The 22,712-nt window shown below is 59.6% G+C and carries 17 protein-coding genes and 3 pseudogenes; 13 read left to right on the top strand and 7 right to left on the bottom strand.

Annotated features, from left to right (window positions below; all coding sequences use genetic code 11):
- Window positions 1-79 precede the first annotated feature (79 nt).
- The 8 genes from asnB (MKL01_RS35470) (at window position 80) to MKL01_RS36070 (ending at window position 9,047) form a co-directional block, all read left to right on the top strand.
- Window positions 80-2,032, top strand: a complete 1,953-nt coding sequence (gene asnB / locus MKL01_RS35470; protein ID WP_243909842.1) for an asparagine synthase (glutamine-hydrolyzing) — start codon at window positions 80-82, stop codon at window positions 2,030-2,032.
- Between the two features lie 86 nt (window positions 2,033-2,118).
- On the top strand, window positions 2,119-3,990 hold the full coding sequence (asnB, locus tag MKL01_RS35465; protein WP_243909841.1) for an asparagine synthase (glutamine-hydrolyzing): 1,872 nt from the start codon (window positions 2,119-2,121) through the stop codon (window positions 3,988-3,990).
- A 95-nt stretch (window positions 3,991-4,085) separates the two neighbouring features.
- Window positions 4,086-5,222, top strand: coding sequence for a DegT/DnrJ/EryC1/StrS family aminotransferase (locus tag MKL01_RS35460; RefSeq protein ID WP_243909840.1), 1,137 nt, complete (start codon window positions 4,086-4,088; stop codon window positions 5,220-5,222).
- A complete protein-coding gene (locus tag MKL01_RS35455; protein ID WP_243909861.1) occupies window positions 5,197-6,276 on the top strand; it encodes a DegT/DnrJ/EryC1/StrS family aminotransferase in 1,080 nt (359 codons plus the stop codon). The genes MKL01_RS35460 and MKL01_RS35455 overlap by 26 nt, the downstream gene beginning before the upstream one ends.
- Entirely contained in the window at window positions 6,267-7,313 is a 1,047-nt protein-coding gene (locus MKL01_RS35450; protein WP_243909839.1) for a GNAT family N-acetyltransferase, read from the top strand. Before MKL01_RS35455 ends, MKL01_RS35450 begins: the two co-directional genes overlap by 10 nt.
- Window positions 7,314-7,320: 7 nt before the next feature.
- A complete protein-coding gene (locus tag MKL01_RS35445) occupies window positions 7,321-8,082 on the top strand; it encodes a formyltransferase family protein (protein ID WP_243909838.1) in 762 nt (253 codons plus the stop codon).
- Window positions 8,083-8,275: 193 nt separating this feature from the next.
- Window positions 8,276-8,569, top strand: coding sequence for a hypothetical protein (locus MKL01_RS35440; RefSeq protein ID WP_243909837.1), 294 nt, complete (start codon window positions 8,276-8,278; stop codon window positions 8,567-8,569).
- Between the two features lie 289 nt (window positions 8,570-8,858).
- Window positions 8,859-9,047: a transposase gene (locus MKL01_RS36070; protein WP_313901513.1), complete on the top strand. Its 189-nt coding sequence runs from the start codon at window positions 8,859-8,861 to the stop codon at window positions 9,045-9,047.
- Between the two features lie 270 nt (window positions 9,048-9,317).
- Here the strand turns inward: MKL01_RS36070 and tnpC are convergent.
- A pseudogene (tnpC, locus tag MKL01_RS35430) lies at window positions 9,318-10,620 on the bottom strand (IS66 family transposase).
- 219 nt (window positions 10,621-10,839) lie between these two features.
- Window positions 10,840-12,099, bottom strand: a complete 1,260-nt coding sequence (locus MKL01_RS35425; protein WP_243909836.1) for a hypothetical protein — start codon at window positions 12,097-12,099, stop codon at window positions 10,840-10,842.
- A gap of 957 nt (window positions 12,100-13,056) precedes the next feature.
- Here MKL01_RS35425 and MKL01_RS35420 point away from each other — a divergent pair.
- The 4 genes and pseudogenes from MKL01_RS35420 (at window position 13,057) to tnpB (ending at window position 15,599) form a co-directional block, all read left to right on the top strand.
- The gene (locus MKL01_RS35420; protein WP_243909835.1) at window positions 13,057-13,806 is read left to right on the top strand and encodes a hypothetical protein; all 750 of its coding nucleotides are present in this window, start codon (window positions 13,057-13,059) and stop codon (window positions 13,804-13,806) included.
- 1 nt (window position 13,807) lies between these two features.
- Window positions 13,808-14,653 carry a class I SAM-dependent methyltransferase gene (locus tag MKL01_RS35415; RefSeq protein ID WP_243909834.1) on the top strand — a complete coding sequence of 282 codons (846 nt, stop codon included), beginning with the start codon at window positions 13,808-13,810 and terminating at the stop codon, window positions 14,651-14,653.
- A gap of 281 nt (window positions 14,654-14,934) precedes the next feature.
- On the top strand, window positions 14,935-15,285 hold the full coding sequence (gene tnpA, locus MKL01_RS35410; protein ID WP_243909833.1) for an IS66-like element accessory protein TnpA: 351 nt from the start codon (window positions 14,935-14,937) through the stop codon (window positions 15,283-15,285).
- A pseudogene (gene tnpB, locus MKL01_RS35405) lies at window positions 15,282-15,599 on the top strand (IS66 family insertion sequence element accessory protein TnpB). The gene tnpA and the pseudogene tnpB overlap by 4 nt, the downstream one beginning before the upstream one ends.
- Here tnpB and MKL01_RS35400 read toward each other — a convergent pair.
- Together MKL01_RS35400 and MKL01_RS35395 are read right to left on the bottom strand one after the other, a co-directional pair.
- Window positions 15,575-16,510 (bottom strand): transposase, encoded by a 936-nt coding sequence (locus tag MKL01_RS35400; RefSeq protein ID WP_243909832.1) that lies wholly within the window; start codon window positions 16,508-16,510, stop codon window positions 15,575-15,577. The pseudogene tnpB and the gene MKL01_RS35400 sit on opposite strands and share 25 nt — an antisense overlap.
- A 70-nt stretch (window positions 16,511-16,580) precedes the next feature.
- Window positions 16,581-17,180 (bottom strand): transposase family protein, encoded by a 600-nt coding sequence (locus MKL01_RS35395; protein WP_243909831.1) that lies wholly within the window; start codon window positions 17,178-17,180, stop codon window positions 16,581-16,583.
- A gap of 116 nt (window positions 17,181-17,296) precedes the next feature.
- Between MKL01_RS35395 and MKL01_RS35390 the strand changes: the two are divergent.
- Window positions 17,297-17,519 (top strand): annotated as a pseudogene (locus tag MKL01_RS35390) (transposase domain-containing protein); the annotation flags it as partial.
- 224 nt (window positions 17,520-17,743) lie between these two features.
- Here the strand turns inward: MKL01_RS35390 and MKL01_RS35385 are convergent.
- The 3 genes from MKL01_RS35385 to asnB (MKL01_RS35375) form a co-directional block, all read right to left on the bottom strand.
- Complete coding sequence (locus tag MKL01_RS35385; RefSeq protein ID WP_243909830.1) at window positions 17,744-18,124, bottom strand: hypothetical protein; 381 nt, start codon at window positions 18,122-18,124, stop codon at window positions 17,744-17,746.
- Window positions 18,125-18,705: 581 nt separating this feature from the next.
- Window positions 18,706-19,782, bottom strand: a complete 1,077-nt coding sequence (locus MKL01_RS35380) for a glycosyltransferase (protein ID WP_243909829.1) — start codon at window positions 19,780-19,782, stop codon at window positions 18,706-18,708.
- Between the two features lie 627 nt (window positions 19,783-20,409).
- Window positions 20,410-22,308 carry an asparagine synthase (glutamine-hydrolyzing) gene (gene asnB / locus MKL01_RS35375; protein WP_243909828.1) on the bottom strand — a complete coding sequence of 633 codons (1,899 nt, stop codon included), beginning with the start codon at window positions 22,306-22,308 and terminating at the stop codon, window positions 20,410-20,412.
- Window positions 22,309-22,712 lie beyond the last annotated feature (404 nt).

Raw genomic sequence — 22,712 nt, 5'->3', positions numbered from 1 at the left:
GGCGTCTGAGGGCCACCGCGCGATGGTGATGCGCCGCCGGAGGAGCCCGGGGACGAAGGAATGGCGAGGAGCTGATCGGATGTGCGGCATCAGTGGGGTGATCTGGCGGGCTCAGGACAGGCCGGCGGCTCGCCATGAGGTCGAGCGGATGAACGCTATGCAGTTCCACCGCGGACCTGACGGCGGCGGCGTTTTCACCGACGGGAACGTGGCCTTGGGGCACCGGCGCCTGTCGATCCTGGACCTTTCCGAACTCGGCAAGCAGCCGATGACGAGCGCGGATGGGCGCTACACAATCACGTTCAACGGCGAGATCTACAACTATAGGGAACTCCGCGGCGAGCTGGCGGCGGCCGGCTACACGTTCCGCTCCTCGACCGACACCGAGGTTCTGCTCGCGGCCTACGCCCTTTGGGGCGAGGCCTGCGTCTCGCGCCTGAACGGAATGTGGGCCTTCGCGATCTACGATCGCGACGCGCGGACCGTATTCCTGTCGCGCGACCGCTTCGGGATCAAGCCGCTCTACGTCGTCGACGACGCGCAGCGCTTCGCGTTCGCCTCCGAGATGAAGGCGCTGCTGGCAGCCTTCCCCGACCTGCGCGACGTCAACTACGCGATGCTGCGCTACTTCCTGCCGTGGGGAAGTTTGCACGACGGGCCGGAGACCTTCTTCAACCGTATCGAGTCGGTCCCGCCCGCTCACAACCTCATCGTCGAACTCGCCTCAGGCCGGCGCAGGAGCTACAGTTACTGGTCGGTCGACCCAGAGGCGTTCGCGCGCAAGTGGGTTGGCACCTCGCCCGTCGACGATCTCGACGCGCTACTGCAATCGGCCATCCAGCTCCACATGCGCGCCGACGTGCCGGTCGGGACCTGCCTGTCCGGCGGCCTCGATTCGAGCACGATCGTCGCGCTGATGAGCGAGCGGCATCCCGAGAAGATCCGCACCTATTCCGGTCTCTACAAGGGCCGCGAATACGACGAAGAGATATACGTGGACGCGGTCAACCGGCACCTTGGCTGCGTCGGCGAGGGCGTCCGTCGCCAGCCCGACGGCGATCTGCTCGATGACCTCGCGACCATAACGTGGCACCAAGACACACCGAGCGCGGGGCCCGGCCTCTACACGCAATTCAACGTCATGGAACGCGCCTCGCGTGACGTGAAGGTCATCCTCGACGGGCAGGGTGGCGACGAGCTCTTCGCGGGCTACCTGCCCTACTACCAGACCCGCATCAACGACCTGTTCCGGCGGGGCGGCGTGCGCCCGTACCTGTCCGGCTACTGGCTGATGGCGGCCGTCTGGAAGCATCACGGCACGAAGTGGCTGAACGGCGTCGACGACCGTTTCCTCGTGAGCCACTCCCGCGCCTTCCTAGCCCGGCACAGGAAGCGCTTCGGGTCCACGCCTGCGCCGCAGGCGGTGGAGCCGGCCTTCTTCCATCCCGACCTCGCGGCCAACGAGAACGGGGCCATCACCCGCAGCCTCGGCACCCCCTACGCCGACGAGCTGTCGAACGTCCTCTACAATCATACCATGACCCAATCGATCCCCGCGCTCCTGCACTACGAGGACCGGAACTCGATGGCCTTCTCGGTTGAGGCGCGGGTGCCGTTCTTGGACTATCGGATCGTCGAGTTCGCGATGGGGCTGGATCCGGCCTACAAGATCCGCAACACGTGGACGAAGTGGATCCTGCGCAAAGTCGCCGCGCCGCGGCTGCCGGCCTCCGTCACGTGGCGGCGCAGCAAGCTCGGCTACCCAACCCCTGCCAACCGCTGGATCCGGAGCGGGCGTGATGCCGAGCACATGCGTGACCTGCTGTTCTCGCGCAGCTTCCTCGAGCGGAACGTCGTCACGCGCGAGGCGGTCGAATTCTACTGGCGCGAACATCAGGAGGGACGGTCTGACCGGAGCTGGCTCCTGTACCGCTACGCGACGATGGAACTCTGGTTCCGGCACTTCATCGACCGGCTCGAACCGCGGACCGCGCGTCCCGTCCCCGGCCCGGCCCTCGCGGCAACGGCCTAGAGCTGTGCTCAGACCGGAAACCCGTCCCAACGCGGTCGCGAGCCCTCGTATGTCCATATTGACCCTGCGCGGATCGGCCCCCTGACATGTGCGGTATCGCGGGACTGCTCCACCTCGACGGCCGGCCGGCCTCCCCAATCGTCCTACGGGCGATGACCAACGCGATCGCCCATCGCGGCCCGGACGGCGAGGGCCAGTTCTGCGACGGCTCCCTCGGGCTCGGCCACCGCCGGCTGTCGATCATCGACCTCAGCGACGCCGCGCGACAGCCGATGTCGACCCACGACGGCCGCTTCGTCATGACCTACAACGGCGAGATCTACAATTTTCAGGAGATCAAGTCGGCGCTGACGATGCGCGGGCACGTCTTCAGATCGAGCGGCGACAGCGAGGTGCTGCTCGCCGCCTTCGCTGAGTGGGGCGTGGGCGCCTTGCAGCGGCTGAACGGCATGTTCGCCTTCGCGATCTGGGACGCGGCCGAGCGCGTGCTGACCATCGCCCGGGACCGGTTCGGGGTGAAGCCGGTCTATTACGCGCTGTCGAACCGGACCTTCATGTTCGCGTCCGAGATCAAGGCGTTCCGGGCCGTGCCTGGCCACTACTTCCGCCTCGACGTCGAGGGGCTGGCCGAGTACCTGTCCTTTCAGAACTTCTTCACCGACCGGACGCTGTTCGCCAATGCCAAGCTGCTGCCGGCGGGCTGCTACATCCAGATCCGTCCAGGCGCGGAGGCGCCGGTGCAGCGCCGGTACTGGGACTTCGCCTTCGAGGAGCCCGCAGGAGCGGTCGACGAGCACGCCCTCATCGAGGAACTCGACCGCCTGTTCACGCAGGCGGTCAGCCGGCAGCTCCAGAGCGACGTGGCGGTCGGATCCTACCTCTCGGGGGGGATCGATTCCGGCGCGATCTGCGCGACCGCCGCGGCGGAGCTGCCGCAAATGCAAACCTTCACGGTCGGGTTCGACCTCAACTCCGCCTCCGGCGTGGAACTCGGCTACGACGAGCGCAGCCGCGCGGAGCACCTGTCCTACCTGTTCGGCACGGAGCACTACGAGATGGTGCTCAAGGCTGGTGACATGGAGCGCGCCCTGCCGAGGCTCGCCTGGCACTTGGAGGAGCCGCGCGTCGGGCAATGCTACCCGAACTACTACGCCGCCCGCCTCGCGTCAAAGTTCGTCAAAGTCGTTCTGTCCGGCACCGGCGGGGACGAGCTGTTCGGCGGCTATCCCTGGCGCTACTACCGGGCGGTGGTCAATGACAACTTCGATCATTATGTCGAGAAGTACTTCGGCTTCTGGCAGCGCCTGGTTCCGAGCGAGGTCCTGCCTGACCTAATGCGGCCGGTCTGGGGCCGGGCCGCGCACGTCTCGCCGCAGGAGATCTTCCGAGGCGTCTTCCAGGCCCACGCGGAGCAACTCACCCGCCCGGAGGACTACGTCAACCACTCCCTCTACTTCGAGGCGAAGACGTTCCTAGCCGGCCTCCTGGTGGTCGACGACAAACTTGCCATGGCCCACGGGCTCGAGAGCCGGGTGCCGTTTCTCGACAACGACCTCGTCGACTTCGCCATGAAGCTGCCGGCTCACCTCAAGCTCGGCAACCTCACCGAGGTCGTACGCCTCAACGAGAACGAGCCAGGCGGCAAGGCCGAACGCTACCGGGAGCGCACGAAGGACGGCAAGCTGATACTGCGCCGAATGATCGAGCGCCGTCTCCCGCAGACGATTGCGCAGCGCGAGAAGCAGGGCTTCTCCGCGCCGGACGCGAGCTGGTTCAAGGGCGAGAGCATAGCCTACGTCCGCCGCCGAATTTTCAACGACAGGGCCGCCCTGTACGATTACCTCGATCGTGATACCGTCCAGTCGCTCGTCAGCGACCATCTTGAAGGGCGGCAGAACCGGCGCTTGCTGATCTGGTCCCTCCTCAATATCGAGCAGCTTCTTGAGGCATATTTCTAAATCACAGACAGAGGACGTTAGACCTCATACAACACACCTGCGATCGGCTCAAGACCGAGCTCAATCCATCAACCCACAACACCCGATCTGAGAGCATGACAGCCTTGAACATCACCGAGCCAAGCTTCGATGACACTGAATTGACGGCTTTGAAAGAATGCCTTGATTCAAAGTGGGTCACCCAGGGCCCGATGACGGCACGCTTCGAGGCGCTGATCGCACAAGCACAGGGTGCTCGACACGCGCTTGCCTGCACTTCAGCAACATCGGCGCTGCATCTGGCAGCCCTTGCTCTCGACCTCGGTCCGGGTGACGAGGTAATCGTCCCTGCATTAACCTGGGTAACAAGCGCGCATGCTGTGGAATATGTCGGCGCACGCGCAGTCTTTGCCGACATAGACCTCGCGACCTATAACTTAGACCCGACGTGCGTCGAAGCAGCCATAACTCCGCGCACGAGAGCCATCACTGCGGTTCACCTCTTCGGGCTTGCCGCGCCGATGACCGAGCTGGTCGCCTTAGCGGAACGACACAAATTGGCTATCATTGAAGATGCTGCGTGTGGCATCGGGACTCACTACATGGGACGTCCAGTCGGCACGATCGGTGATCTTGGCTGCTTCTCTTTCCACCCTCGCAAAGTGATCACAACCGGCGAGGGAGGCGCGGTCACTACAAACCGCGATGACCTCGCTGCTCGCGTCCGCATACTGCGCAATCATGGAGCCAGCATCCCGCGCGCCGATGACGATCAGGGACCTTGGACGATGTCAAATTTCGACGACCTGGGTTTTAATCTGCGCTTATCTGATATCCAAGCGGCGGTTGGGGTCGCGCAGATGGCCAAGCTCGAGCGACTGATCTCAGACCGTCGTCGCGTAGCTCGGCGCTACGACGCTATGTTGCAGGAAGAGCAGACGCTTTTCCTGCCAATCGGCGGCGACCGGGGCGGGCATAGCTACCAGTCATACGTAATCCGGCTTCGTGATGGCGGTCGAGCACGGCGTAACGCCGTGATGCGTGCCTTAGCCGAAAGAAGCATCCAGACCCGTCCTGGCACGCATGCCGTTCACCGCCTCGGATACTATAGAAATAAATACAATCTCACTCCTGAAATGTTTGATAATGCATCGCTGGCTGAAGATACCACGATCACGTTACCAATTATTCCCAATATGAGCGAAGCGCAACAGGATCAGGTAGTTGATGCACTATGCGAGGCCTTACGCTGACGACGATGTCGCGGCGTCAGGCAAGATGATCCCACACTCGAAGCCCGATATCGGTGAGGCTGAAGTCGCAGCGCTTACACGCGTCGCGCTGACAGGCATGCTGGTCGACGGACCTAACTCGGTATCTTTCGTAGAGAACCTTAGCAAACTGGCCCAGGGACGCCATGTCTCGCTCTGCAGCAGCGGAAGACACGCACTAGCCACGGCCCTCTCATCTCTGAAACTGCGAAGAGGTTCAGGCATCATCCTGCAAACCTATGTTTGCGATGCGGTGGTATGGGCAATTTGCAAAAACGACCTAACACCGCAGTTCGCAGATATTGGTGATCATTGGTGCATGACTCCGGACACAGCGAAACGGGCTAAGACACGCCAGACAGGAGCGATCATCTTATCGCCACCATTCGGCATTTTCCAATCAGCGAAGCAATTTCGAGATCTAAATTTACCGATTATTCACGACCTCTGCCAAGCATCACTAGCTACTATTGCCGACGCACAGCCAGAGCATTCCGGCGACGTGACCGTAACATCCTTTCATCCCACAAAATACATTTGCGCCGCGGGCGGCGGAGCAATCATCAAAGCCTATCCAGAGTCAGACAGTGCTTCAAAAATTAATAGCGAGCATTGCGGCACGCCGGCGCTGTTTTCGGAGCTACAGGCAGCCTTGGGCGAAGTTCAGCTCAGTAGGCTCCCGGAATTCGCGCGAAAGCGTAGCGCTTTATACGAATCTTACCTAGCTGCCGCACCGGAAGCGACGACCGCCGATATCCGCGCAGCTATCGATGTTGATCCCGGCCGTCTATTTCGCTTTCCGATCCGTACAAGAAACAAACTTCGAGAAACCATGGCGAGCTTTCATTCATCTGGCGTGGCCGCCAGAAGCGGCGTCGACAGCTTAGCTCATCGAGCCTTCGGCCTCCATGATGATCTCTTTCCAAACGCAGTGTGCGCCCTCAAAACGACGATGTCAGTTCCATTCTATCCAGCTCTGTTGCCCGAACAGGCCAGTCGCGTAGCGGAAACCCTTATGAGATTCGCATGCCCCTAACTGGCTCCCTCCTGACGCCAGCCGACTTTACCGCCTTCAGTCGGTTCATTGCCGTTCATCCTGAAGCGCTTGTCTACCACACCCCTGAGTACCTCGATGCGTTGTCAGAGATTATACCGGGGGCACAGCGTGTAATATTCGGCGTCCGAAAAAATGATCAGCTCATCGCTGTATTTACCGGCTTCCTAATGGAAACGGAAGCGGGTCGAATCTTCAATGCGTCACCATACTTTGGCAGCCATGGTGATATCTTGATAGATGAGAGCACTGACTCGGACGCATCCATAGATTGCATCTCAGAAATGTTATGGTTATATATACGTGACAAGGCCGTCGACTCTGTCAATATCGTTGCGCATCCAATGAAATCCCACGTTGTTGGGTTGGCGCAGAAACTAGGCCTTTCTGCCTGGGACTCGCGGATTGGACAAATTTCGCTTCTTCCCGGGGCCGAACATCGCCAGGCGATCGTCGACGGTATTCTTTCTCAATGCCGGCAAAAGACAAGAAACCAAGCTCGAAAGAGTTTGAGAGGCGCCTTCGACATCAAACTTTCCGACCACGAGGACGATTGGGCAGAGTTCACCGAGCACCACCGGCGCGGCATGGAACGGATCGGTGGACGAGCGAAAGCACCAAAAGAGTTCTCGGCACTGCGACGAAATCTCGGCAGTGCGCTGAAGTTATACGTCGCCTACAGAGGCACCGAGTTTACCGCCGGCCTACTGATCTTATCCCACCGCGAATGGCTAGAATATTTTACGCCGGTTGTGGTAGAGGCCTATCGCTCAGAACAGCCGCTCTCGGCGCTCATCATCAAAGCTATGGCTGACGGGGTGATTACCGGTAAACGTTATTGGAATTGGGGAGGAACATGGCATCAACAATCGGGAGTCTACCATTTTAAGCATGGCTGGGGCGCAATTGATTACCCTTATATTTATTATGGAAAAATGTTTACGCCGCGACTGGCTAACCTCGTTCCGAGCGAGCTGACCAGGCTGTTTCCCTATTTTTACGTTCGACCCTTCGTGTGAGCTCAAAATGCCCATTGACCTGATATACTTCACCGGGGGAGCCAGGGAGAGAGTCCTGGAAGCCGTTTTGGCCGCGGGCCACCGCGTCAGTGAGATCTTCGTTAATGATCCGGTACGCTGGCCGAACGTTGTGCCCACTTTGCAAATCGCAAGCTGTCGTGGGATCAAAGTAACTGTCATCACAAGAAAGACTGATTTATTAAAGCATTATGATCGCTTGCGAGGAAAGCAATGTCTTTCTGCCGGTTACAACTATCTATTCGACGATTTATTTTTAGAGACTGTGTCGTGGTGCATTAATGTGCACGGTTCTTTGCTGCCAAATTATCCGGGAGCTAGAACGCTCGGTTGGATAATCGAGAATGACGAGCCTCGCAGCGGAGTTACAGTTCATATAGTTGATCGTGGTGTCGATACTGGCGCTGTTGTGCTCCAAAGAGAGTTCAATGTATCGCCTTTTGAAACAACACGCAGCTTGTCCAATAAAACATACTCTTTTGAACCGCAAGTGGTCGTGGAAGCTTTATCAATTATAGAACAATTCGGCTTCACCCGCACTATGCCGCAATCGCCTAACCAGACCACCCATCTGAATCGTGTACCTTCAGATGGGGAGGTCGATACAAATCTTTCATTGAAGCAAGTGTTCAACAAAATTCGAGCGGCTGATCCTGAAAAATATCCAGCCTACTTTTATCATCATGGCGAAAAGGTTTTGATCAACCTTTGGCGGCCGGATAAAAATAGCGATGAAGAGGATTTAATTTAGCATTACGCCGTTTTGAGTTAGATCTCGTAAGGAGGAGCGGCTTCCGATTCTACTCGGCATATGCCGTTGACCACCACGAACACGCTGGCAGGCAGTTCTTGATGCGACCAGTGGCGCCTGTCCTTCATCACCACGCCAGCCGAGTGCGCGCGCTTCCTCAGTTGGTGGTCTCCTTGACCAAGAGCATCGCGTCGTGAGCCCCATAGCGCCCTACGATCCGGACGTGCACTACGCCAGGAAGCGCGCGACCACATGGATCGGCTACAAGGTCCACCTGACTGAGACCTGCGATGACGCCAAGCCCCCGCTGATCGTCCACGTTGCGACGACACCGGCCCCGATCGTGGACCGGGCGGTGCTCGACCCGTTGCACGCGGCGCTGGCGACGAAGGACTTGCTGCCGTCACGCCATCTCGTCGACGCCGCCTATATCGACGCCGACGGCCTCGTGGCCGCCGCGCGTGATCACCACGTCGTCCTGATCTGACCGGTGTCGAAGGACAACCAGTGGCGAGCGCGTACCGAGGGCGCCTTCACCATCGGAGGCTTCCACCTCGACTGGGATCGGCAGATCGCGACCTGCCCGGCGGGACAGACAGCCGGAATTGGCTTCCCAATTACGACCTCGGTCGAACGGTCATACGGATTCAGTTCGCGGCACAGCACTGCCGAACCTGCAGCCTGAGGCCTCGCTGCACCCGCTCGCAGCGCCGTCTGCTGACCCCGCGCTCGCGTGTGGAACATGATGCGCTCGTCGCGGCGCGGGCACGAGAGACATCGTCGCGCTACAGTCGGCCTTCGCAAATGACCGGCGACGGCGCGCTGGCATCGAAGGCACGCTCTCACGCGGCGCACGGGCGATGGGCCTGCGTCGCAGTCGCTATCTCGGACTGGCCAGGCTGCACCTCGTCGCTTTCGCCTGCCTCATGCTCAAAAAGGCCGCTCAACTCGCAACAGGTTCATAACAGCCGCTAGGGGACGGCGTAGGCCAAATCTGCTTGCCGATGCCAACACGGTGACCCGCATCGAGTTAGGGTCAGAATACTGCTTTTCGAATCAAGATTTCCCAGCGCACGCAAAAATGTTGAAAATTTTGGGGCTGATCTGTCGCGAAGCGATCGGACCTGCAGTGCAACGCCTTCGTCATGCCGTAATGCTGCAGAGGGCACGCTACGGTATAAATCCAGCAGTGGTGGCCGGCAATTTGTAATTACCCACGCCTGTGATGGCCGGGTTCAGGCGCCCCCGGTTTTGAGGATGGCGCCGAATGGATTGGCGCCGCTCAGGCGGGCGGTGTCGACGACGGTGCGGATGGCGGCCTCGCCCTCAGCCGCCCACATGGCGCGGTAGCCGTTGGTGACCTTCCGCTGCACGACAGCCGGACGAAGCAGCCGCTCGGAGCCGTTGTTGGTCGGCTCGACCTTTCCAGGATAGGCGAGGAACACCAGGAGCTGATCGCGCGCGCGGCGGATCTTGGCCTGCAGGTCGCGGGTCAGGTCACAGCGGCTCGACGTGGCCAGGATGGCGCCGAGTTGCCGATTCAGGCTCCGGCGCTTGGCCGAGAGCGTCGAGGCGGCGAGATCCGTAACGCGCTCGGCCAGGGCGAAGACGCTTCCCAGCCAGAGCTGCAGGCGCCTGAGCACGGGATCGTCGCTGACCTCGACGACGTAGGCAACGTCGCGCGCCAGATGCGCCAGGCAGGTCTGGTGCTCGGCGGCATGGCCCTGCTGGGCCGTGTAGCGATCTGAGATCCACACCGCGGGCCAATGCCCGTCCATCATCTCGCGCACCACAACAGCGCCGCGCGTCGGCGAGGCCGTGTGCACCACGGCTTGCGCCGAGTGGAACAGCCAGTGGTAAGCGTTCGAACCTTCGATCCGCACGCCGGTCTCGTCGCAGGCGACGACCTCAGCCTTGCGCAGGGTCGCGATGGCCGCGTCACGGCCGGCACGGAAGCGGCCCTGCGCGCGCCGGAGCAGGTTCATCAGCCCGCCCTGGCTGAGGGTGAGGCCGAACAGGTCGCAGAGCGCCGCCTGCAGCCGCTCATACGAGAGCGCTTGGAAGGTTTTGAGGTACGTCGCCACCGCGTGCAGCCGCGGACCGAACGGCGTACCTCGCACTGCCTCGGGTGCCGGCGCGATCACGCGCGTCCCGCAGCGCGGACAACGAACGGCAAGGCGCCGGTGCTGCGTTACGACCGGCGCCACCGCGAGCAGCTCGATCCGCTCAGAGACGCTGGCGATATCGGCGCACAGGTCCCCAGGCAGAAGGCCGCCGCAGCACGCGCACGCCTCGGGACGATGCTCGACGACTGCGTCAGGATCATCGCTGACGACGCGGCTATGGCCGTCGTGGCCCGGCTTGGCGCCGCCGGGCTTGGAGTGCTCCCGCTGCTCCTTGCGATCCGTCGCGGGCGGCTTGGACGAGGTGCGCGAGGTCTTCTCTGGCCGCTGCAGCCGCAGCACCACCTCATCCTGAGCCTGTCGAAGGATCGATCAGCTCTTCGCGGCTTAGCCGTTCCAGTTCGCTGCGGCCCATCCCACGAGGGAATCAGCGAAATCCGACCCGCGCAAGAGGCAAGCTCGTCCCGGCAAGCCGCCCAGCGGTGGGCGTTCAGCCGCCGACCGATCCACCCCTTGAGTAATTACCGCAATTTGCGCTCGTCAGTCGCTCGGTATCCGGCGGAGCGAAAAACAACTCTCGCGAAGACATACAGGATCTTAATGAATGCCGAATTGTAATTTGGCGTAATACCTATTATGAGTCGATCCCGACGTCGTTCCGTTCGTAAAGGGCGGTCGCCTCGTCAAATGAGATTGGTGGCGGAGCATCGATTAAAGAAGGTACGATGCGCTGAAGAGCAGCCATCCTCTTTTTTATGCGTCTTGTGACGCGCGGAGGATATTTACCTGTCTCAAGATACATTCGGCCGAGATCAATGGCCGTTGCTTCAATTGTATAAAAATGCTCGGCATAGATACGTCCGCGGCGCCCAAGCTCAGTCAAGTCAAAACGGCCTCGTAAGCAGTCTAGCAGAACGTCGTAAATCGAATTAGGAGGCGTATTAATAATTGGCGACCGATCTGGGTCTGCGACTTGCGTGCGATTCCGAATATAGCACAAAACCGGTTTGCCGAGCATCATCGCCTCTATACCTGTGTAGCCGTGAGATCCGATGACAAATTGCTCAGCGATGATGTCACACGACCTGAAAAGCTCGATAACCTCAGTATTCGGCACGCCCTGAACTCGCACCAACTCAATTAGGTGTCCCTCTCGCTGCAGTCGCTCAATCGCCGAAATAAGATAGTCACTACCTTTGAAGTGCGGATGGTTAGGCGCGTGCGCTACTCTTAACGGCATCCCTGGTTTCCAAGAACATCCAGAGAATTTGAATTTTTTCGCGTCGATCGGTAAATATTGAACTTGGTAGAATCCGGGAATATACTGCGAGATATCTAGATTTGCCGCGGTTGCATTGGCGAAGTGCTGAATATTCTTGACGTTTGCAAGCCCCAGATCATCGTCACAGATACAAAAACGTCCCGGCTCTGGACAATTTGCGCACATATTGTATCGACCAAGCGCTAGCGTCGTTTCCCGCGTTCGAGCGTCGGCACCGTAAGCGTAAGTGTAAAGCCTTTTCTCGAAGGATCGGATCTCCTGCATTTCTTCAATTTTGTGGCCGAGCGGCCCCTCGTGCATCATCAGACCCCTATCGTAAAAATAATTAAAGGTATCGTACCGGATGAGAGCAGCGTAAAACACTGTCTTATGGAAAATAACTGCCGGCGCGTAGCCCTTTGCATGAGCCCAGAAGAATAACTTCTTGAGATTGATGTCAAATGTCTTAGATATGTAGTATGTGTTGAAGACAACACTTTCCGACCGAAACCCGAGTAGGCGGTCGCACTGCGCGGTGAGTGGTAGAGTCAGAATTGGGGTGACACCCCAAAGTGTTCTAGGAGTTCCGAAGGTCATGCGACGCCATGCTGCAGCGCGAATAACAGCGTTCAACACATTCCATCCTAGCGCGGTAACGCGTCGGATTATTAGTTGCGCAACTTTATTAGCGATCATACTGCAATCTCTGCACCACTTGGAATTGGACTTTTCGCCCCGGAGTGGGTGGTCATTACCCTATGCTGCGCGATTGTGGAATCGTATTGGCTGAGCGGTGGCGCGGTTCAGGGTCCAGCCCAGCTCGGTATCCAAAGGACGTTAAATGTGGACGAGCTCCGCGCGGCGGTGGTGGCCGCTTTTAAGTGGCTTAGGAGGAACGGTCCGGCCGTCGCGAACGGCGGGTCGTGATCAGGGAGGCCGATAACGGCATTCGGAGTTGAGTTGGTGCTCCGAACGCTGATCGTCCAGGATCTTGTTCTGCATGTTGACATCCTCGTGGAAGATGCGAATGCACTCGCGAATTTAGCGGCTGTCCTCAGTGCGGCGGCGCTCCATGTTCTGCTGCTCGCAAATGATGTCCATCAGCTTGCGCGATCTCTGGGCGCATGGGCCGGGCGTGTTGCCGCCATCCACCGGCGGGCGGCCCGTGGTCGATCTCGAAGCGCCCTCAGCGGCACACCAGCCGATCGTCGGGCTCATCAGTCCGTAGGGCCGCCGAGCTCGGATTTTCGTGATCACCGTGATGTTTTCGGAACTTGCCTAATCCTATGGCAGATGAATCCCGCATGGTCGATGGTGCAGATCTCGCCGGGAGTGAGCCTGTCATTCGGCCGCCCGTTATCGCTATCCACGGCTGAGGCATAGCTCGAGCGCGCGCGGGCGAGCGCCACCACCATGAGAGGCGTGCAGGAGATCGGGGCTCCTTATAAGTTGGCCGGGGCTCAGACGGCCATCAAAGGCAGCTTTCTACGCACGCTGTAAAGCGGTCGACGGGCCGTACGTTTGCGCGTAGATAAAGGCCACCTGCCGACCCGAGCCAGGCACGGTTGTGTCCAGAAAAGGAGGTTTACTTTGATTGATCCAAGTCGACCTTATTTCGCTATTTCAAGCGATATTGATTGGGCCTCAGAGGATTGTATACTTGATTTTCTTGATATCATTTCAGGTAATGAGATCCGACCAACTCTATTCTCCACGCATAAAAGCGACATAATAAACTCCTATCAATCGAGAGATTTAGTCGATGTCGGCCTTCACCCAAATTTTCTGCCGGGATCGACGCATGGCTCTACATTTACCGAAGTTGCCCAGCACGTTCATGATCTCCACCCTGGAGCGATTAGCTTTCGGTCGCACGCCTATATGGACGGGACACCTATTTCACTAGCGATGCGCGCCCACGGAATGTTGTATGATAGCAATCTTAGCCTGTATCTTCAGGCCGGGATAATGCCGCTCGAGCACTGGAGCGGCATCCGGCGCTTCCCGTCTTTTTGGTGCGAAGATGTACATTGGACTCGGACCGGTGGAAATTGGTCTTTCAACGACTGCGCCGACGCTTTTTTCACTCCTGGTCTGAAGATAATCAACGTTCATCCAATCCACGTCGCACTGAATACACCGATTGGGTCATTCTATTCAGACATTTCTATCAAAGCGCCGGATCTCACGAAGGTCGACGTCCAAAATATACGATTCCAAGGTCGCGGTACGCGCACATTCCTTCAGGATATGATCGCTTCCGTGAAAGGCGCCGGACACTCATTCTATACACTTCGTGAACTATACGAACTTGACCAGAAAACAAACGGAGTTATTTAAGATGACAAGCGAACATGAGAAGTATTGGTCCTCGTCATACGAGGAGCGGCAGTCTTTTTTAAAGGAGCTCTACAATAAGCGGGACGCAACCGATCCGTATGCAACGTCGCGAGACGGAGATCAGCGCGAACTTGAAATTAGCGCAATCCGAAAGGTTCTTCTGAATGTCGCACCTGGTTACATGGTCGATCTTGGATGCGGGAACGGTTATACTTTGATTTCAGTGGCTGTCGATTTGGCAGGCTGGCGCATGGAAGGAGTGGATCTATCCGACAAACTGATCGACGGCGCCAACACCATTTTGGAAGGTAGCCGTTCGGCACTGAAATCAGAGCTGTCGTTTCAATGCGGCGACGCCATCATGTTCGTCAAAGACATCCCCGCAGGTACTGCCGATGTGATTTTGACAGAACGTTTTCTACTAAACCTTCCAGGGAAAGACCTGCAGCACGCAGTTATCGCCGATATTCATAGAGCATTGCGTCCCGGCGGCCTGCTCCTGATGTGCGAAGCATCCAAGACTGGCTTCACCGAATTGAATCGTCTTCGTGCGGCTGTAGGACTCGAAATTACAGCCGAAACGAGCGCGGACAACATCTCCGCAATCAGATTTGACGATGAAGAGATAGAGCGGCACGCATCGAGCATAGGCTTCCAACTTGTCGCGAAGGAGGGATTTAGTCTATTTTTTGCCATCAGCCGCGTTTTCTATCCAGCAATGATTTCGCCAGAAGCCCCGAAGTTCAACTCCAAAGCAAATAAACTGGCGAGAAAGATCCAAGAATCCTTACCCCTGCAGCCCGGTATTGGATCAAATGTTTTATGGACACTTAGAAAAATGGACTGATTGCAGAGTGATCACCACTTTCTTCTCGACATCGCGAAGGTGTAAGCTCTTTCGAAGGCCACGATAGCGGTCCTGTTATCAACAAACATGCCGGAGTATCCGCCAGGGGTTCCAGCGGCCAGCGTATTCGGCGCCCATGGTCCCGTGGCGGAGCCCCACCCCTTGGCCGCGCTCATGAAAGCTCACCTCCGGAAACAAGGTGGGCGCTCGTTGGCTGGCGCCTTGTGGGATAAGATCCTGGACCTGGATACCGTGCTGTCGCGAAGGCCTGTATTCGCCCTATGTCTGGACCTACGATCTCGCTCCATATCGTCGTAGCCGGCACGCGTCGCTCGTGGACGCGTGAGGAAAAGCGAGCGATCCTCGCTGAGGCGGAGAGCACCACCGCGTCGATCTCGTCTGTGGCACGCCGCCATGGCCTGACGCCATCGCTCCTCTTTTGCTGGCGACGCGAGGCTTGGGATGAGGAGCGGGCGGCCCTGCCGGCACCGGTGGGGCTGCCGACGCGTGACGAGAGTGCGCCGGGTGGCGCCATCGAGGTGGAACTGGCCAACGGCCATCGACTGCGCGCCGAGGCCGGTGCCGATCCGGCCTTGGTGCGGGATCTCCTCGCGGCGCTGCTGGATCGATGATTCCCGTTCCCTCGGACTCGCGCGTGCGGCTGGCCACCTGCCACACGGAGATGAGGAAGGGCTTCGACGGGCTCGCCGCGCTGGTGCAGGATCACCTGCACCATGATCCGTTCTCCGGTCAGGCCGTCGTCTTCCGCGGTCGTGCGTGACTGCGGATCAAGGTCCTGTGGTGGGACGCCCGGGGGCTGTGCCTGTTCTCGAAGCGGCTCGAGAGAGGCCGTTTCGTCTGGCAGGGGACTGTGTCAACGAGCACCGAAGTCTGGTTCTCCGTCATTTCGTGTGGCGGAGGTCAGACGGGGTTGAGCACACGCTGACGGAGGAGTTCGAAGCCGGCACGGCCATACATGCTACGCTTGATCGTCTTCAAGCGGCTGATTTGGCCCTCGGCCGGGCCAGTCGACCACGGCAGCGCCATGGCGTTTGCGAGCCCTCCGGCGTCGCGTTGCAGGCTGGCGGCGAACCCGTTCAGCGCGCTCGACCGCGCCGCGGCCAGCCAGTCCTCGACGGCCTCCGCAGAGTGACCGCGGAGCATGGCGGCCAAGCGGGCTGCCAGATCGGCCGCGTCAGCCAAGCCCGGAGCCTGACGCCGCAGCCGCTCGATGAAGGCGCCATCTTCACCGTTGCACGCATCGGCCCCACTTTGGAGGAGGCGCACGATCCGCCGCGTCCCCGGCGGCCTCCAAGCATACGACGCGCCGGCGGTTTCATGATCGAGCCTGTCCGCTCCGGCCCGACGCCGCGCCGTAGCCCATGCCCGAGCGACGCGCGGCTTGATCCGGGCGCCGAGCCGGTCGAGTTCGCGGGCCAACTCGGCCCCGTTGCGGCAACCCTCGGCCCAGCGCCGGTCGAGATAGGCGCGGTGGGGATCGATGACGCTCGGGCGCGCCAGCTTTTTCCAGGTCGGTGGCTCGTCCCGCCACAGCCATCGCCATACGGTCTTGCGGTCGAGATCGAGATGGCGGGCAAGGCCGGCGACGGAAGCACCGGCCGCACGAAGGCGCCGGAGTTCGGCGTGGCGCGCCTGACGGGGAGCGTGCCTTTCCTGCTTGCGTCGGTCGACCGACGTAAGGGGGCGAAGTCGGTTCCGCTCGGCCCGAAGCGCAGCGGCCCGTTCGTCCCCAAATGTCCGTGCCACCGAGCGGATCACGCTGTGCTGGCCGGTGACAGCCTCCTGCAGGGCCTCGCCCAGATTGCGCAGCACATGCAAGCGGTCGAGGACATGCATTGCCCCGGGCGCTCCCTGCCGGACGCCCCCGCCGTAGACCTCGGCCCGGTCGCGGGCGACGATCCCGACGCTAGGATGGCCGTAGCCAGTTGGCGACGGTGCCGGCGTCGCGATCGGGCAAGAGCTCCGCGATGGCGTTGCGTTCCAGATCGACGATGATCGTTCCGTAGCGCCGCCCGCGCCGCCTGGCCCACTCGTCGATGGCGATGACGCGTGGCAGCCGTGGGGTCGGGGCCGGCCCGCCCCGGACCATGCGCAGGAAGATGGACGGGCTGGCCGGGAGTGCCAACCGGTGGGCCAGTCGTGTGGCCGGCGCTCCGCCGAGGGCGAGGCCGAGATGCCGCTGCACATCCTGAAGCCGTCGGGAGCGCCTGGCGCGCGGGACGGCGACGTCCGGCAGGCTCTGGCTGAAGGTGCGGCGGGGGCAGACGGGATTGCGCCAGCACAGGCGTCGCAGGCGCACGTGCGGGCTTACTGACCGCCCCTGCCAAGGCAGGTCGGCGAGGCGGCGCTCGTAGGAGCCGTTGCTTCGATTCGAATGCCTTCGACAGACCGGACAGCACGATGCCGCCGACCGCGGCACGGCCATCACCGTCACACGCTCGGGCTCGGAGGCGACCGCGGTGACGCGCAACGAGGACGGAATGAAGGGGAGCAGGTGTTTGGGCATCGGAAGCTCGGGGATCGCTCCATCCCATCCGAATCGCCGCTACGCCCGACGGCTCCCGCTCATCCCATTCCGCCACACGAAATGACGGAGAACCCAATGTTCAACGCCCACTGACAGTCGCGGTCGGGCGCAAGAACTACCTGTTCGCCGGCTCGGCGCGGCGCCGAGCGAGCCGCGGCATTCTACACGCTGATCGAGACGGCCAAGCTCAACGGGCTCGACCCGGAGGCCTGCTTGCGCGACGTGCTCACCCGCCTCGCCGATCATCCAGCCAAACGCCTGGCCGAACTCCTGCCCTGGAACTGGTCGCCGGTCGCTGCTGGTGCTCAGGCCGCCTGATCAACTAGGCCGCTCTCCGAGCGCTTACGATACAAGCTTGGACACGCGGATTTTAGTGGTGGCTCCGGCCGCCGCTCAGTTCCGCAGTGACCGGAACCCGGCTGGCCTTCGCGTTCGGACGCCGGCACGTTTGGATGTCGGAGAAAGACCATCAATCAGGGCGGGAGGTGAGGCCCGAGACCGGCGACTGGGCCTCGTCCTGCTCGAGGCATTGATCATGCGCTTCACGAGCCGCTGACGGACTCTCTAGTTTTACCACTCAGGCCGGCCGCCTTTTGGGCGGCACTCCGGCGAGTGAGTTCAGCCGCCACCGACGACCAAGGCCCACGTTCGGCACAGCCTTCCGCCGGAAGGTCGCCTTGTTCGATGAAGCTCGCATTGGCTTCCTGACAGATGTTGATGGCCTCGTCGATCGATATAATATTATTTCTGATCATAACATCTAGCAGGGATAAGCCGAACAACATCGGAAGGCCAACAGCGATGTCGATCTGGCTTTCGATCCGGACGGCCCTTTCCTCCAAACGACGGAGGCGCCTGTTGATGATAGCGCGGCTCCTAGCAAGCGAGATAAAGGTCTTTCGGATCTTCAAAAATCCCAGCATTCTACCCATTCCAAGTTGTGCGGCTCTCGATCTCGGTGTGGATAGTCCGCACCGTCCGGACAAAGCCTTGCGCCGAACGACGACCGTCCTCCGATGCTCTCCCGCACCAGGACCTCTAGCCCCCGCGGGGGGGGAGGGGGGGTGGTGCAGCCCCGTGCGACCGAAATTATCAGACGGATGCTTCGGAAGAACGACCAAGGCCACGTCCACATTCCGTTGGCGCCAACACGCATCGCGGTGCATCCGGTCCAGGCCGAGAGCTTTTTTGGCAAGGTCAATGGACTCGTGATGAACACGATGCAGTGTGGTATTCGTGTCCCATAGCTCACGAGCGTCGTCATTTTTTTCTGCGAAGTGCGGCAGATGACAGGTACGCATCCGGGGAAGAACGTGACAGCGCCTGATCGCGATGCCTTCCGATACAACGAGGCTCCACGGATCAGGTATCGGGAGATCCAGTACTTTCACAGGTCCAGGGCAGCGCTCCAAATTCCTCCGGTCTGCGCCCCGTAACCAGGCCGGAGGTTGCTCCTTAGAAACTTTGCGAAGCGCAGCAAATGGGCTTCGGAGGAGGATCAAAATCACGCGAGGATGAATGGTCTGCTCGGGTCTTTATAGCAGGCGATCATGCTTCGTGCGATCCTGGCTGGATCGTGCCATCGCTCGACAAAGCGCCTTGAAGCCGCTGAGATTTCGGGCCACTCGCTTCTACGGTCAATAATTGATAGTATATGTTCTGTTAGGTTGAGCGGATCGACATTGACGATCGGCAGATCTTTGACGAAATCGCGAGGAAGATTTACGAAATCACGCTCACGTAGCGTACACAGCACGATTTTCCCCATTGCCATAGCTTCTACGGCGAAACCGCCGTACCATCCCGCTAGGATCTGATCGATGATCAAGTCGGCGGAGCGATACTGAACCATCGCCTCCTCGTGCGACATGTTTTCAATCAGAACGACGTCGATTGGGCGTTGCCGGGCTACGATGTCGAGCGCTGCCAGGATGATGTCAGTGCCCTTGATGCTGCGATTGCTTGGAGCGTGCACCACGCGGATGCGTCCGGACGTATTCGGTTGCGTGACGGTGACTGCGTCGATCTCGACGCTCGCGTAGGGCAGGAATTCTCCACGCGGAAGGTAGTGACCGAGTTCCGGATTGAGGTAGAAGACCTTATCGGCGAGCGGCAGCAGCGTTTCGATCAGCGTGACCCGCTTTGCATCAAGATGGTCCACGCAGGTCCGGTAGAGGGTGCAGGCACCGGGGGCGCAGCAGGTGACGGGATTGCGAACGTTCGACCGCGCCGCCATCCGAATATCACAACCTTGAAATGTAAAAAACACTTTCCGTCCCATCTGATGAGCGATCTTGAGATCCAGAAATGGATAAGGACTAGGCTTGTTGAGATCATCCCAGGAAAACAGGGATCTTCCATAATACGAATGTAAAACATCATATTCGATGGGTGCCCGGAGGGCCATCTCTGTTCTCTTCGTGAGAGCAGCGGCAGAGTCGTCCCCTAGCACTCCGATAGCCCGGTCTGCCTTGTACTCGAACACGGGCGGTATGTAGTGGACGACTAGTTCACTCTCGACATCGAGTTTGCGTTCGTGGTTTGACAGGACCCAAGGCTGGTTGCCGAGATTGCTCGGCATGTGCAAAACTCGCATGCAGTAAGCCCAGGAAGGAGTTCGGCCTCGGGGACAGGCGCATCGGAGAAGGTTCGAATCGAGTAGACAGCCGTGCCATCGGCCTGCGTCCTCCCCAATGACGTGCCCAGATCGGGTGCCGCCGCATCACGCGGGTGACGAACTTGACGACCGCGCCTTCGCTTCCGCCAATTCCAGCCCCACAGCTGTCAGGCGGGCTCTGAGATGATCCTGACTCTTTATGAGCTCGTCGACCATTCCGTTGAGCCGCCTCATCTCAAGCATCGCTTCGATGAGGACCGGGATAACGGCCTCGTAAGCACTACGAAAGGCAGCCGCCTCTCCTCCATCGGCTGGGCTTGGCCTAACAGACTCGTCCCGTGTCCACAATGCGCGCAGACAGGCCAGAGTGGATCCGATGCGGCCGGTTGGCTGAGACATAGGCATATAGCGATCTGCTCTAAAGGCTTTAGAACATGTCTCTTTGCACATTTCTCTGACGCGCGTCTCCGTCGCGGATGCCTCAGGACAGCAGGTACTCGATGGCCGAAGCCGCGCCCATTCGGGGGAACCGACGGCGTCGTATTTTGTCGATCATCGGGATGATAAGGTGCAGCGAGCCAATTCGAGGCGTCATACGGTTACGCCAAACGTCTCACCCCAAATACCGAGGTTGACGATCCTCCAAAGTGTGAAGTCGACGGGTCGACGTCCCTCAAGCATGTCGGAGGCGAATGCCCGCGTCGCCGCGGGATCGAACAGATCTGGGTACAGAGTCAGGCTCGCCTCAATCCCGGCTACGACACGTTCGCGCAACGGGCCTCGGAACCAGGCTTCTTCCGGGGTGGAGAAGCCGAGCTTGTCGCGCCTATGACGGATCGTCGAAGGAAGTATCCTGTTCATAGCGCGTCGTAGCACGCGCTTGGTGTCCCCGCCGACGACCTTGTGACAATTGCCAAGGGCGAGGTTGAATTCGACCAAGGGATGGTCGAGGAACGGGACACGCGCCTCGATAGAATGCGCCATGGAGTTCCGGTCCTCCCAATGCAGCAACATTTGGAGGTTCGACGCGTAGGTCAACGTTAGGCAGAGTGTGCGCACATCGACGATCGGCGGCAGATCGAGCGATGCCGTCGCGAGCGCGAGGGGGCCATTTGGGTTTCCGGCGGCGCGGATCAAGGGACCGCTCAGCCAGTCGTAGTACGGCGGCTGCGGCGCCGGAGGCGGTAGTTTCGTGCCGATCCAGCCCGCTAGTCCAGCAGGTAGCAGCGGCAGTACGTGCTCCCGCACGGGTGGCGACATTGGCGCGCCGTGGTAGCGCCGACGCTCGATGATCGTTCGCGCGATCTGGCCGATTTTTCGCTGCTGGCGCAGGGCGACTAAGTGATAGCCGAATGCGCCGTGATAACCCGCAAGTTGCTCGTCGGCGCCCTGGCCGTCGAGCATCACTTTAATGCCAGCTTTGCGCGCCGCCTCAAAGACGCACCATTGCGCAAAGATCGAACTCGAGCCGAACGGCTCGTCTTGGTGCCAAGTGATCTCCGCAGCCCGGTCGAACACATCGTCGGCGCGCGGGTAGACGAAATGTGGATTTGCGCCCGTACGGCCGACCACCGCATCCATGAACGGCTTCTCGTCAACTTCCTTGTTTGGATAGCATGCCGAGACGGTGTTGAGCGCCGCATCTGCCGGCAAGTCACGCGCCATCAGGCAGACGATGGCGGAAGAGTCGAGGCCTCCCGAAAGGCAGGACCCGATTGACACATCAGATCGCAAATGAAGCCGTACCGACGCATCTAAGAGGTCGCGAAAGCGCGCTGCGGCGTCCCTTTCTGTCAGGTCAAGGTGGCCGGCAGTCGCGGGATACCACCGGCGGATTTCTGCCCGCGGCACCGATCCGTCGGCTCGCACTATGACTTGCTCTCCGCCGCGTAACTGGCGCACGCCCTCGAACATCGTCTCGGCCGTGTGGTCTGAGACACCCGCACTCAGAAAGTCATGTACTCGCGCCACATTCATGCGACCCGACCATCCCTTCAGACCGATCAATTGCTTGATCTCGGAAGCGAAGGCGAAACCACCCACTCCTTCAAAAACGTAGAGCGGCTTAATCCCGAAACGATCGCGCGCAGCGAAGAGCGTCTTCTCCCGCTCATCCCATATTAGGAAGGCGAACATACCGCGCAGCTTGTGTAGGCATTCCATTCCCCATACCATGAAGCTGCGGAGTAGCACTTCGCTGTCGCTGTCTGTGTAAAAAGTTTCCCCCTTTAGCATTAATTCGTTGCGAAGTTCCAAGTAGTTGTAAATCTCGCCATTAAATATAAGATGGTAGCGACAGGACCGATCGCTCATCGGCTGTAGACCGGCATCCGAGACGTCGATGATAGCTAAACGCCGATGTCCAAGGGCTACGGGACCGCTACCACTTGCGTAAACTTCCCACCCACGACCGTCAGGACCACGATGTTGAATGATGTCAATCCGCTGCTCGTCCGGCTCGAAACCTATGGATGCATAGAGACCGCACATCGCTAGTATTGTCCCTTAAATATTAATTGGCAAAATATACAGGGACGATTTACATAGGTACAAAATTGCATGAAGCTGAGACATTTCGTTCCTAAAGCCCTGGAGGACGTCATTGCCTTGATGTCGCGCGTGAAGGCTCTGCTAGGCCGCATCGCGGACGGTCGTTAGCGGATCCGACAGACGGTGTCACGGAGCAAGCGGCCTCCTTTCAGATGGAGCCGCTTTCTGTGGCCAATAGATGACGAGTGATACTGGCCCGCTGCGAAGAGCCCTTGACGCTCTCCCATGAGGTGCCTCCGCTGTTTCGCACGCGCTCCGTCCTTTCCAGCTTAGCTTCGTTAAATGTTTGGCCCCATAATTTGATAGTGCCGGTACTTGGTGAATTGGCACGATGTATAGGAAGT

The organism is Methylobacterium sp. J-070, from assembly GCF_022829385.1.
Classification (GTDB): Bacteria; Pseudomonadota; Alphaproteobacteria; order Rhizobiales; family Beijerinckiaceae; genus Methylobacterium.
This window is presented reverse-complemented; position numbering and strand designations above follow the sequence as displayed.